Source organism: Flavobacterium artemisiae (assembly GCF_042678225.1).
Classification (GTDB): Bacteria; Bacteroidota; Bacteroidia; order Flavobacteriales; family Flavobacteriaceae; genus Flavobacterium; species Flavobacterium artemisiae.
The window spans coordinates 20,894-34,250 of sequence record NZ_JBHUDZ010000005.1; the positions used below are offsets into that span (position 1 = coordinate 20,894).

Genomic DNA, 13,357 nt, shown 5'->3' on the forward strand with positions numbered 1-13,357 from the left:
AGAAAAACTAACTAACCACAAAACCACAATGAATAACATTTCACAAAAATTATCCATCAAAGAAAAAATAGGATACAGCCTGGGCGACTTGGCTGCTAATCTTGTTTTTCAGACTTTGATGACCTATCTGGCTTATTTCTATACCGATATTTACGGATTATCGCCAACAGATTCTTCTATTATTATGTTGATTGTTGGTTTAATTGCTGCCTTTATTTTTAATCCGATCATTGGGGTTTTGGCAGACAGAACGAGTACCAAATGGGGGAAATTCAGACCGTGGATTTTAGCAACGGCGATTCCGCTTGGAGTTGTGGCTTTACTGGCTTTTTCGACACCTGATTTTTCGTATAAAGGAAAAGTAATTTATGCCGTGGTAACTTATACTTTGTTATTGCTTTTCTATGCTGGAAACAATCTGCCGTATTCTGCTTTAAGCGGTGTAATTACTGGGGATATGGGCGAAAGAAACAGTATGTCGTCGTACCGTTTTGTGGCGGTTATGTTTGCGCAGTTTTTTGTGCAGGTTTTTATGCTTGGGATTATCAAAAGTGCCGGAAACGGTGATAAAGCCGTCGGAATCGAAAAAGTAATGACCGCTTTGGCGATTATCGGAACAATAATGCTTTTGATTACATTTTTGACTACTAAAGAAAGAATCATTCCGAAACCAGAACAAAAGTCAAGTATAAAAGAAGATTTAGGCGATTTAATCAAAAACAGACCTTGGATAATCATGCTCTCGTTGACAACTTTGGTTTTTGTGACTTTGGCGATGAAGGGCGGTTCGTATGTTTATTATTTTGAGAATTATGTAAACAAAGAACAATTAGTCGTTTTTATTCAGCCAATTTTGGATTTTTTAACGAATATTGGATTGAATCATTTTGGCAGCGATCCTGTTTCTGCGGGATTCGGACTCTTTAATGCAGGCGGTATTATCTTTATGATTGTCGGCATTACATTGTCTAAAAATCTGGCAGACAAATACGGAAAAAGAAACGTATTCGGAATCTTTCTGTTCATTTCAACCCTTTTCATTATTGCCTTTTATTTTTTCCCTTCAACATCCATTAGATTGATGTTTTTCTCCCAAATCTTACACGGATTTTTCTACGGAATCACGATTCCGATTCTTTGGGCGATGATTGCCGATGTAGCCGATTATTCAGAATGGCTGAATAACCGTCGTGCAACTGCGATTATTTTTTCTGCAATGATGGTGGGTTTAAAAACCGGATTAAGCATAGGAGGTGCTTTGACAACTTTATTCCTTGGCTATTTTAATTATGTTCCAAACGCGTCTGAGCAATCAGAAACAGCGGTAAATGGAATCAAATTATTGGTTAGTATTTTTCCAGCGATTCCATTTTTGATAGGAGCGGGATTATTGTTTTTCTATAAAATCAATAAAGAAATGGAAGTTCAGATTGAGCAGGATTTAAAAGAAAGAAGAAATTAAAATTAATTAAAAACATACAGAAGAATATGCCTGAAGACAGCATTGAACACATTAATTTTGAGGAAATTAATGATTTGGCGATTTCAAAGCCTTTAGTATCCCATATTTATACAGCCGATCCTTCGGCGCATGTATTCAATGGTAAAATTTATATTTATCCGTCTCATGATATCGATGCGGGAATTCCGTTTAACGATAATGGGGATCATTTTGGAATGGAAGATTATCACGTTTTTTCGATGGAAGATATTTCATCTAAAGCTGTTGATAACGGCATTGCTTTGCATGTAAATGATGTTCCTTGGGCCGAAAAACAAATGTGGGCACCAGACGCGGCATGCAAAAATGGAAAATATTATTTGTATTTCCCTGCCAAAAATACCAATGGAATTTTTCAGTTAGGTGTTGCCATAAGCGATTCGCCAGTCGGGCCTTTTGTTCCAGAAAAAGAAGCCATAAAAGGAAGTTACAGCATTGATCCAGCCGTTTTTGAAGACGAAGACGGCAGGCATTATATTTATTTTGGAGGAATCTGGGGCGGTCAGCTTCAGAAATACCGAAACAATATTTATGATGAAAATAACCAAGAGCCAAAAGCAAATGAAAAAGCTTTAGGACCAATTGTGGCAAGACTTCGGGAAGATATGCTGGAGTTTGACGAAGAGGTGAAAGAGATTAAAATCCTCGATGAAAATGGAAATGAAATTCTTGCGGGTGATAACGACAGAAGGTTTTTTGAAGCTTCTTGGGTTCATAAATACAACGGAAAATATTATTTCTCGTATTCAACAGGCGACACACATTTTATTTGTTACGGAATTGGAGACAATCCGTATGGGCCGTTTACGTATCAAGGAAGAATTCTGAATCCGGTTGTGGGCTGGACATCACATCATTCGATTTGTGAAGTGGAAGGCGAATGGTATTTATTTTATCATGATTCCAGTTTGTCAAAAGGCATTACGCATTTAAGAAGCATGAAAGTAACCAAAATTGATTATCTGGAAGATGGTTCGATTATTACGATTGATCCTTATGGTATTAGAAGATTAATTGATTAAGTGTTTTTTTGCGAAAAAAAAATTTAAAGAAAATTACAATCGGTTGTGTTGTTTGAAGTTTAGTTTCTTTACGTTTCGACCTTGGGCACGGAGCAAATGGAGCACATTGTGTACCTAAGGTTGAAACCTTGGGCTATATTTTTAATATTGTTAAGAATCTTCGTGGAGTTACTTACAGAGATTTCTCCTTACGTTGAAATGACAAAACTGTGGGGAAACTCTTTACGTTCTTAGCGTTCCCGATAGCTATCGGGATTGCGAACTTTGCGGTTAAATTATGTTTCTGAAGAAAATGGTGTTCCATTATTTCTTATGAAACCGTTCGCGTGAGGGATAGCAGTGGAAAGCCCGGAGCCTGACGAAGGAAGTGCGAGGACTTGTAACGGATAGCCCGACCCGGAGGGACACGCCCAAATTATTAGACTTAAAAAACTTAACATAATTAATACAAAAAAGAATTTTTTATAAAAGTTTTTTAGCTACTTTAGCATAACAGAACGGAACAGAACGGTATGCCAAAAGAAGAAGAAAAATTTGAATTTATAATTAATCATGAAAGTGATATTCCGAAGTACCAGCAATTGGTTGACGGAATTACAAATGCCATTGCGGAGAATATTCTACAAAAGGGAGATTTACTGCCTTCAGTTAATGTGATTTGCAAAACGTATCAGCTTTCGAGAGATACCGTTTTTAAGGCGTATTCGATTTTGAAAGATCAGAATGTGATTGATTCTGTACCCAATAAAGGGTATTATGTGGCAGGCGAAACCAGAAAAGTGCTTTTGGTTTTAGACACCTTTAAGGCTTATAAAGAGGTTTTGTATCATTCCTTTGTCAACAATCTGCCAGATAATGTAATTACAGATGTGCAGTTTCATCATTATAATATTGATGTTTTTAAAACAATCATCAATAACGGAATTGGAAAATATTACAAATATGTGGTCATGAATTTTGATCACGCGGCTATTCCGCCGGCTTTGTCTGCAATTTCAAAAGATAAACTGCTTTTGATTGATTGGAATATCAGGGCGGAAAAAGCGAATAATTATATTTTTCAGGATTTTGGAAGCGCCTTTTATGACGCTTTAATAGACGCTGAAGATTTGTTTAAAAAGTATAAAAAAATAGTTTTTCTATATCCAGATTTTACGAATCATCCGTGGGAAACGGTAGAATATTTTAAGAAATTCTGTGCTGATTTTGGTTTTGAAAATGAAATTACTACCAATTCTAAAAAGTTTCAAATAGAAAAAGGAATCGCTTATATCAGTGTAAGTGACAGAATCTTGGGAGAGTTTTTAGAACAATGCAAAGAAAAGGATTTTGAACCCGGAAAAGACGTTGGTTTCTTATCGTACAACGAAACGCCGATGAAGAAATTTATTTATAAAGGAATTTCGGTTGTATCGACTGATTTTAAAGAAATGGGAACCAAAGCTGCAGCATTTATCACACACGACGAAGAAACGAAGTGTTATGTGCCGACGAAATTAATTTTAAGAGAATCATTATAAGTTATGTATTATATAGGATATGACATTGGAAGTTCTTCTGTAAAAACGGCAATCGTTGAGGCAGAAACGGGCAAGAAAGTAATTGTTTTGAATGAGCCTCAAAACGAAATGGAAATTGTTTCCCTGCACTCTGACTGGGCAGAACAAGATCCAGAAATGTGGTGGCAGTACATTTGTACGGCAACCAAAAGAGCGATTCGCGAATCAAATATTGATGCGTCTAAAATTCAGGGCGTTGGTATTTCGTACCAAATGCACGGGTTGGTGATTGTGGACAAAGAAGGTGCTCCGTTACGAAATTCCATTATCTGGTGCGACAGTCGTGCGGTTGAAATTGGTAACAAGGCTTTCGCCGAAATTGGAGAAGAAAAATGCATGTCGCACTTACTGAATTCGCCAGGAAATTTCACGGCTTCAAAACTGAAATGGGTTAAAGAAAATGAACCTCAGCTTTATAGTAAAATTGCTAAATACATGCTTCCGGGAGATTACATCGCTTTGAAATTAACAGGCGAAGTAACGACAACTAAAAATGGTTTGTCTGAAGGAATGCTTTGGGATTATAAAGAAAATAAAGTAGCCGACTGGCTTTTAGAATATTACGGAATTGATACTTCTTTAACTCCGAAAATTGTAGAAAATTTTACAAATCAAGGCGTTATTAACGAAAAAGGAGCACAGGAATCTGGTCTTCCAGCAGGAATTCCGATTGTATACAGAGCGGGAGATCAGCCGAATAATGCTTTGGCTTTGAATGTGCTTCGTCCGGGAGAAGTTGCTGCGACAGGCGGTACGTCAGGCGTTTTCTATGCCGTTACAGAAACAAATTCAGGAAAAAGTACTCGTGTAAACAATTTTGTTCATGTAAATTATACCGAATCAAATCCGAGAGTCGGAAAATTACTGAATATAAACGGAGCGGGAATTCAATACCGATGGATGCGAAACAATATCGGAAATGAGTCGTATGAAGAGATGAATGAAAAAGCATCTCAGATCAATGTAGGTTCGCAAGGATTAGTTGTAATTCCGTTTGGAAATGGCGCCGAAAGAATGTTCAATAATAAAAACATTGGATCTCATATTTTGAACCTGAATTTTAATATTCATACCAACGCGCATTTATTCAGAGCATCTTTGGAAGCCATTGCTTTTTCTTTTGTGTACGGAATGGAATGCTTGAAAGATGATAATGCAACAATTAATGTCATTAGAGCTGGAAATGATAATCTTTTCCGTTCTGAGATTTTCTCGAATACCGTTGCAACATTAATTGGTCACGAAATCGAAATTTACAATACAACCGGAGCAGTAGGAGCGGCGAGAGCAGTTGGCTTGACAGACGGTGATTTTGAAAAGTTTGGTTCAGGAATTACAACAAATGATCATGTAATGACCTTTTTACCTCTAAAAAACAAAGAGGAATATGAAACGGCATATAACAAATGGAAACAAGAATTAGAATTAATATTAACAAACAAATAAAAAAATAAATAAAATGATAGTTTTAGGAGATAAAGAATACTACAAAGGTATTGGCCAAATTAAATTTGAAGGAAAAGAATCTGACAATCCGTTAGCGTTTAAATATTACAATCCAGACCAAGTTGTAGCTGGAAAAACAATGCGTGAGCACTTTAAATTTGCAATCGCTTACTGGCATACATTCTGCGGACAAGGAAGCGATCCATTTGGGCCTGGAACACAACAATTTGCTTGGGATGCATCAACAGATCCTTATCAAGCTGCAAAAGATAAGGCAGATGCTGCTTTCGAATTTATCAGCAAAATGGGATTCGATTATTTCTGTTTCCACGATTACGATTTAATTGCTGAAGGAGCAACTTTCGCAGAATCAGAAAAACGTTTGGCATTCATTACAGATTACTTAAAACAGAAAAAAGCCGATTCTGGAATTAAATTACTTTGGGGAACTTCAAACTGTTTCTCAAATCCAAGATTCATGAACGGAGCGGCTACAAATCCAGATTTTAATGTTGTGGCAAGAGCTGGTGGACAAGTAAAATTGGCTTTGGATGCAACTATCGCTTTAGGTGGAGAAAATTACGTATTCTGGGGAGGTAGAGAAGGTTATATGTCTTTACTAAATACAGATATGGGAAGAGAATTAGACCACATGGCGCAATTCTTGGCAATGTCTAGAGACTATGCAAGAGCACAAGGTTTCAAAGGAACTTTCTTTATCGAGCCAAAACCAATGGAACCATCAAAACACCAATATGATTTTGACTCTGCAACTGCAATCGGATTATTAAAAGAATATGGTTTAGATAAAGATTTCAAAATCAACATCGAGGTAAACCACGCTACATTAGCACAACACACTTTCCAACACGAATTAGAAGTGGCTGCAAAAGCGGGAATGTTAGGAAGCATCGATGCGAACAGAGGAGATTACCAAAACGGATGGGATACAGATCAATTCCCAAATAACATTCAGGAAACTACTGAAGCGATGTTGGTTTTCTTAAAAGCTGGCGGATTACAAGGTGGTGGAGTTAACTTCGACGCTAAAATCAGAAGAAACTCTACAGATTTAGAAGATGTTTTCTTAGCGCATATTGGCGGAGCGGATACTTTTGCAAGAGCGTTATTGACAGCAGATAAAATCATTTCTTCTTCTCCTTACGAGAAATTAAGAACAGAAAGATACAGCTCATTCGATTCTGGAAAAGGTAAAGATTTTGCTGAAGGAAAATTAAGCTTGAAAGATCTTTATTCTATCGCTCATGAAAATGGAGAATTAAATCTTCAAAGCGGTAAACAAGAATTGTTTGAAAATATCATCAACCAATATATTTAATTGGTAAGATTTTTAGATACCAATTAAACCTGATGGGTTTTTAAAACCCGTCAGGTTTTCAACAAAATATTTAGTGAGACATAATTTCTAAAAAAACATTTGAATTTTAATGTGATAGTCTTTGAGCGTTAAAATAATTTTTAGATAAAAATTGAAAAATGTGTATTAAGATTATGGCTTGTTTTTGGAAGTTTTAATTTGACGAAATGGATTGAAGGTTTAGTTACTATTTTAGATAATTTAAAACTAAAAAAAACATAGCCAGTTTGATAAAAATTCATAGTGAGTTAAATTTTTATTGAAGGTTTTTTGAAGAGCAGAATCGATCGAAATGCACATTTTTTCTCGCTAGAATACACAAGGAACTTTGTCAAAGTTTAAAACTTTGACAAAGTTTTTTTTACGCAAAATAGTATTAACCAAAACCAAAAAACATATGAAATTTTTTATTGACACTGCCAATCTTCAAGACATTGAAGAAGCGCAGGCTTTAGGCGTTTTAGACGGTGTAACCACCAATCCGTCATTAATGGCAAAAGAAGGAATTACTGGAAAAGAGAATATTTTAAAACACTATCTGGATATCTGTAATATTGTGGACGGAGATGTTTCGGCTGAGGTAATCGCAACTGATTTTGACGGGATGGTCAGAGAAGGAGAGGAACTTGCCGCTTTGCATCCGCAGATTGTGGTAAAGTTACCTATGATTGGCGACGGTGTAAAAGCCTGTAAATATTTTTCTTCAAAAGGAATTAAAACCAATGTTACTTTAGTATTCTCAGCTGGTCAGGCATTATTAGCTGCAAAGGCTGGAGCAACTTATGTTTCGCCATTTTTAGGAAGATTAGATGATGTTTCGACAGACGGAATGCATTTAATTCAGGAAATAAGAGAAATCTACGACAACTACAATTATCAAACTCAAATACTTTCGGCTTCCGTTAGACATACTATGCATATTGTAAACTGTGCAAAAGTAGGATCTGATGTTATGACAGGTCCGCTTTCGGCAATAAAAGGGTTGCTGAAACATCCTTTAACGGATATTGGTTTAAAGCAATTTGTTGAAGATGCTAAAAAGATGAATTTATAGTTTTTCGACTCCATTTTTTTAAAATTTGAACTCCCTTCAGAAGCTTTTGAAGGGAGTTTTTTTATAAAATAAAAACAACCGATTGTTTCTAAAAATATTTTTTTGTAAGAATTGTATTGTTTCAAAATCTTTGTATTAGCTTTTCTGTAAAATCTCCTGTTTTGCATGGTATGCGAAAAGATACCTTTTGCAGCTTTTTACTTCTTTTTATTATAAGGTTTTAGCAGTCTCCCAAAATTTAGTTTTTTGTATTTTTTTTAATATTTCAAGCAAAACTATTTATTTTCTACAACGATTTCGTTGATGTGAAGTGTTGTTTTGAAGAAAGTTTAATATTTTGTAATTATGAATAAAAAATGTGTTTTTTTATTCTACATTTTTTTTGAATTTGATAAAAAAAATTAACGCAACCGATTGTGTGTTGTTGTTTTTTACATATATTTGTTTTGACTATATGCAGCTGTAGATCTGATTTTTATAGATTAAAAGTGGAAAAATAGTTCGAAAAGTAAAAACTAACTAAACTATACTTATTAACTAATTAAACCAATTATTTATGACTAACTTTTTTATTGCTAAAGGCAGATCAAAATACTTTAAGAATTGGGGCAGCCTTGTCCTGATGCTGGTATTTTCTGTTACGGTAAATGCTCAAAATGCTGTTTCAGGAATAGTTTCCGATAACAGCGGACCTATACCAGGAGTAAACATTGTTGTAAAAGGAACGAACATTACCACAGTTTCTAATTTTGACGGAACCTATACTATAAAATCAGTACCGGCTAACGGCACACTGGTTTTTAGTTTTATTGGTTACAAAGCAAAAGAAGTAGCTGTAGGAGGTAAAACTAAAATTGATGCCATATTAGAAGAAGACATCAGCAGTTTAAAAGAAGTAGTTGTCATCGGTTACGGTACAGCAAAAAGAGGTGATTTGACAGGAGCTGTTTCAACCATTAGCAGTGCTGCCGTAACACAATCTGTTGCTACAACAATCGATCAGGTTTTGCAAGGACGTGCGGCAGGTGTGCAGCTGCAGCAAAATAGTGGTACGCCGGGAGGAAGTTCTTCGGTACGTATTCGCGGTATTAGTTCAATCACAGGTTCAAATGAACCGATTTATGTGGTAGACGGTGTTATTATCGACGGAAATTCGGGTTCGTTAAATGCAAATCCGCTAGCGGGAATAAATCCAGCAGATGTTGCTTCTATTGATGTTTTGAAAGATGCGTCGGCAACAGCCATCTACGGTTCAAGAGCAGCAAACGGGGTAATTATGATTACTACAAAAACAGGAAAAAAAGGTGATTTGACATTAAATTTTGACAGTTATGTAGGCTGGCAGACGATTCCTAAAGAATTGCAAATGCTTAATTTAAGAGAATACGGAACCTTAAAAAATACTCGCGCAGATTTAGGAATCGTACAGCGCGACAACACTTTTATCCGTCCTGATTTATTGGGAGAAGGAACTAACTGGCAGGACGAATTATTTCAAACTGCTATGATGCAAAGTTACAATTTATCAGCTTCTGGCGGTTCAGATAATACGACTTACGCTTTAGGAATGGGATATTTTGACCAGGACGGTATTGCGATTGGCTCTTCTTTTGATCGTTTAAACCTTAGAGGAGTGATTGATTCTCAAGTTAAAAAATTCTTGAAAGTGGGAGTAAATTTAGCTTTAAACAAAACAAATCAAGTTACGACTATTACAGATGATGCTTTAATTTTAACAGCATTAAAACAAACTCCAAACGTAGCGGCGCGTAATGCTGATGGAACTTTTGACGGACCAGATACAGCAGAATTTGTACAGAATAATCCGCTTGGATTGGCTTTAATGAAAGATAATAACAATACAAATTACGGAATTAGAGCAAATGCATACGCAGAAATCAGTTTTACAAAAGATTTAAAACTAAAAACACAATATTCCATCGATTACGGATTTGGAAATAATTATACTTTTAATCCGTCTTATACTTTTGGAGCTATCGTAAATGATGTACGAGAAGGAACAAGAACTAAATCGACCAGTGATAACTGGATTTGGAATAATTTATTGACGTATAACAAAACATTCGGAAAACATTCTGTTAATGCGATGCTGGGTCAGGAATTTCAAGAACAAAATTGGGAAAACCTTTATGGCTATCGTTCGGGATATTTGACAAATGGCGCTACCGATTTAAATGCTGGAGATCCAACAACAGCAAGAAATTCAAATGCGAGTTCTACAAGAGCTTTGAGTTCTTATTTTGGAAGAGTTCAATATTCATTTGATGATCGATATTTATTGACAGGAACATTAAGAAGAGACGGTTCTTCTCAGTTTGCAGAAGGCAATAAATGGGATTGGTTTCCGTCTGCGGCTTTAGGATGGAAAATTTCAAACGAAAGTTTCTTAAAAAATAATCCAACGATTAATAATTTGAAACTGCGTTTAGGATGGGGAATTGTGGGTAATGCTTCTGTTCCTAATAATGCTTTTACTTCTGTTTACGGAACATCAGCGACCAATTGGGGAAGCGGACAAATTGCAACCAATACGGCAAATCCAGATTTAAAATGGGAAAAAACAAACTCTAGCAATATCGGATTAGATCTTGGTCTTTTTGATAACAGAATTGAACTTACAGCTGATGCTTATTACAAAAAAACAGACGATTTACTATTAAGATTATCTCTTCCAGCGTACGTTGGAACAACTGGACAAGGTTCTACATCACCTCCTTATGCTAATATTGGCTCGCTTGAAAACAAAGGGATTGAGTTTAGTTTGAATACCTTAAACATGCAGCGTGATAATTTTTCATGGAAAACCAATATTACTTTTTCTATCAATAGAACCAAAGTATTAAAATTGAATACAGAATCAGGAGTTTACGATCAAACATTACAGCAGGGATCAGATGTAACGGTGGTGACACGTACGGCAGTTGGACAGCCGATCGGACAATTTTATGGATATAAAGTAATTGGACGTTTTGAAAAAGCAACCGATTTTTATTATAAAGATGCAAGCGGAATAGTAAAACCAACTGCACTGCCGGAAGGAATGCAGATTGGTGAAAATGGTGTTTGGATCGGAGATTATATGTTTGAAGACGTTAATAAAGATGGTGTAATTAATGAGAAAGATGCGGGTTATATCGGAAATCCAAATCCAGATTTTACGTTTGGAGTTAACAATTCATTCTCATTTCTTGGTTTTGATGTGAGTGTCTTGGTAACGGGATCTTATGGAAATGATGTTTTAAATTACCAAAGACGCTGGTTAGAAAATCCACGTGAGAATACCAATTTATTTAAATCAGCTTTAGGATATGCGCAATTAGAATTAATTGATCCAAATGGACCAAACGATTATCGAAATGTACAAATCGTTGGCGGTGATCCCTATATGCCAAGAATCGGAGCTTCATCAGCATCTTCAGCTTCCAATTATCGTTTAAGTAACAGATTTGTAGAAGACGGATCTTATGTACGAATCAAAAATATTTCGATTGGTTACAATCTTCCTAAAAACTTGTATTCGAAGTATGGAATTTCAAATATCAAAGTGTATTCAAATATGCAGAATGTTTTGACTTTTACTAAATACAAAGGTTATGATCCAGAAGTAGGATCGATCAATCAAAACCTGCTTCTATCGGGAATTGATAACGGACGTTATCCATCACCGATTACAACTACACTTGGATTAACTGTTAATTTCTAAAAACTGCACCATGAAAACAAAGAAAATATTTTATACGGCTTTAATGATTGCATTGCCATTTGTCTGGACGAGCTGCAGCGACATTTTAGACGTTGAACCAAATGATGTTATTACAAAAGAGAATTTCTATAAAACCGAATCTGATTTTCAAGCCGCAACAGGCCCATTATACAATAAAGTATGGTTCGATTTTAATGATAAATTTTATTACGGATTAGGAGACGGGCGTGCTGCCAACATGTATGCACCATTCTCAGATTACGTTTATCCGTTTACCGATTTAACCGAAACAGGATTAACAGGACCATTGGTTTCAGCTTGGGGATCTTTTTATAATGTTATTCAACAATCAAATAACGTGATTATCGGAATCTCAGGAAGTACAACTGTGGGCGATAATATTAAAAATAAATATATTGCCGAAGCGCGTTTTATGAGAGGAACTGCTTATTGGTATCTGGCTTCTTTATGGGGTGATGCCATTATATCGACAGACCCAAGAGAATTGGTAAAAAATCCAATTGTAAACAAAAATCCATTAAAAGATGTTTACGAATTTGCCATGCGCGATTTAGAATTTGCAGCAAAATATCTTCCAGAAACTGCTGGTCAAGCTGGACGTTTGACAAAATACAGCGCATTCGGAATGCTGTCTCGTGTTTATCTGTCCTACTCAGGAATCAGCGATAATCCAAACAGCGGTTCAAGAAACCAAGAATACTTGGATTTAGCCAAAAAAGCAGCCGAAAAAGTAATTAATTCGGGACCATACAGTTTAATGGCCAATTATGCTGATTTGTTTATGGTCGAAAATAATAACAATTCAGAATCAATGTTTGCCTTACAATGGGTTCCAAACGGAGATTATGGCGTAAATAATACCCAGCAGGCTTATTTTGCGTTAAACTCAGAAATTACGGGCGATGATGCGGCGTGGGGATATTGGACAAGAGCTTCTTATAATGTGCTTCAAGAATACGAATCGAAAGATCTTCGCAGAAAAGCAACTTGGATGGCAGATGATGATCATTATCCAGAGATTAACAAAGCCAACGGCGGTTACACAGTTGATCACAGCAAAGATTTCTTAACAGTAAAAAAAGGAGTTGTCGGTTCTACAAAAGACAATTCTAAAATTACTCGTATGAACTCTGCTTTAAATACTTATATGCTGCGTTTGGGTGAAGTTTATTTAAATTATGCCGAAGCAGCTTTAGGAAACAATGCTTCTACAGCAGATGCAACAGCAATTGCCGGCGTAAACAAACTTCGTGTTCGTGCGGGTTTAGACCCAAAAACGACACTTACTTATGCAGATATTATTCATGAAAGAAGAGTAGAACTTTGTATGGAAGGACAATATTGGTATGATTTGGTAAGAAGAGCGTATTACAAACAACAAGAAGTAATCAATTATGTTACTGGACAAAATCGCGGAACGATAACACCGATTTTATACGATACTGCAACCAATACAGTAAGTGTTGATGCCACAAAAAGTACCAGTTCTCGCGCTGTTGGCGTAATAGATGCGACCATTTTTGTACTGCCTTATCCAGAGTCAGAATTAATTCAGAATCCGTTGCTGCGAGAGAATCCAGTTCCGTATCAGTTTACAGAAGAGAGAATTAAAGATTTATTCTAGCATTACCAAAAAAATAAATTTAAAAGAA

8 protein-coding genes are annotated in these 13,357 nt (G+C 35.9%); all 8 read left to right on the plus strand.

Translation table 11 applies throughout. From position 1 onward, the window contains the following. Positions 1 to 28: 28 nt before the first annotated feature. The 8 genes from ACFSC2_RS05010 to ACFSC2_RS05045 all read left to right on the plus strand — a co-directional run bounded on the left by ACFSC2_RS05010 (position 29) and on the right by ACFSC2_RS05045 (position 13,329). Entirely contained in the window at positions 29 to 1,462 is a 1,434-nt protein-coding gene (locus ACFSC2_RS05010) for an MFS transporter (RefSeq protein WP_379816662.1), read from the plus strand. A gap of 26 nt (positions 1,463 to 1,488) precedes the next feature. Next, a complete protein-coding gene (locus tag ACFSC2_RS05015; RefSeq protein WP_379816661.1) occupies positions 1,489 to 2,523 on the plus strand; it encodes a glycoside hydrolase family 43 protein in 1,035 nt (344 codons plus the stop codon). A 512-nt stretch (positions 2,524 to 3,035) separates the two neighbouring features. Then, positions 3,036 to 4,043, plus strand: a complete 1,008-nt coding sequence (locus ACFSC2_RS05020) for a GntR family transcriptional regulator (RefSeq protein WP_379816660.1) — start codon at positions 3,036 to 3,038, stop codon at positions 4,041 to 4,043. A gap of 3 nt (positions 4,044 to 4,046) precedes the next feature. Then, complete coding sequence (locus ACFSC2_RS05025) at positions 4,047 to 5,528, plus strand: xylulokinase (protein ID WP_379816659.1); 1,482 nt, start codon at positions 4,047 to 4,049, stop codon at positions 5,526 to 5,528. A gap of 13 nt (positions 5,529 to 5,541) precedes the next feature. After that, on the plus strand, positions 5,542 to 6,867 hold the full coding sequence (gene xylA, locus ACFSC2_RS05030) for a xylose isomerase (protein WP_379816658.1): 1,326 nt from the start codon (positions 5,542 to 5,544) through the stop codon (positions 6,865 to 6,867). A gap of 436 nt (positions 6,868 to 7,303) precedes the next feature. Next, on the plus strand, positions 7,304 to 7,960 hold the full coding sequence (fsa, locus tag ACFSC2_RS05035) for a fructose-6-phosphate aldolase (protein WP_379816657.1): 657 nt from the start codon (positions 7,304 to 7,306) through the stop codon (positions 7,958 to 7,960). A 556-nt stretch (positions 7,961 to 8,516) separates the two neighbouring features. Then, positions 8,517 to 11,684, plus strand: coding sequence for a SusC/RagA family TonB-linked outer membrane protein (locus ACFSC2_RS05040; protein WP_379816656.1), 3,168 nt, complete (start codon positions 8,517 to 8,519; stop codon positions 11,682 to 11,684). 10 nt (positions 11,685 to 11,694) lie between these two features. Beyond that, the gene (locus ACFSC2_RS05045; RefSeq protein ID WP_379816655.1) at positions 11,695 to 13,329 is read left to right on the plus strand and encodes a RagB/SusD family nutrient uptake outer membrane protein; all 1,635 of its coding nucleotides are present in this window, start codon (positions 11,695 to 11,697) and stop codon (positions 13,327 to 13,329) included. Positions 13,330 to 13,357 lie beyond the last annotated feature (28 nt).

Excerpts from the sequence above, each read along its gene's own strand:
- ACFSC2_RS05040 (WP_379816656.1), top strand. The coding sequence starts at position 8,517 with ATGACTAACTTTTTTATTGCTAAAGGCAGATCAAAATACTTTAAGAAT.
- ACFSC2_RS05025 (WP_379816659.1), top strand. The coding sequence starts at position 4,047 with ATGTATTATATAGGATATGACATTGGAAGTTCTTCTGTAAAAACGGCA.
- ACFSC2_RS05010 (WP_379816662.1), top strand. The coding sequence starts at position 29 with ATGAATAACATTTCACAAAAATTATCCATCAAAGAAAAAATAGGATAC.
- fsa (WP_379816657.1), top strand. The coding sequence starts at position 7,304 with ATGAAATTTTTTATTGACACTGCCAATCTTCAAGACATTGAAGAAGCG.
- xylA (WP_379816658.1), top strand. The coding sequence starts at position 5,542 with ATGATAGTTTTAGGAGATAAAGAATACTACAAAGGTATTGGCCAAATT.
- ACFSC2_RS05015 (WP_379816661.1), top strand. The coding sequence starts at position 1,489 with ATGCCTGAAGACAGCATTGAACACATTAATTTTGAGGAAATTAATGAT.
- ACFSC2_RS05020 (WP_379816660.1), top strand. The coding sequence starts at position 3,036 with ATGCCAAAAGAAGAAGAAAAATTTGAATTTATAATTAATCATGAAAGT.
- ACFSC2_RS05045 (WP_379816655.1), top strand. The coding sequence starts at position 11,695 with ATGAAAACAAAGAAAATATTTTATACGGCTTTAATGATTGCATTGCCA.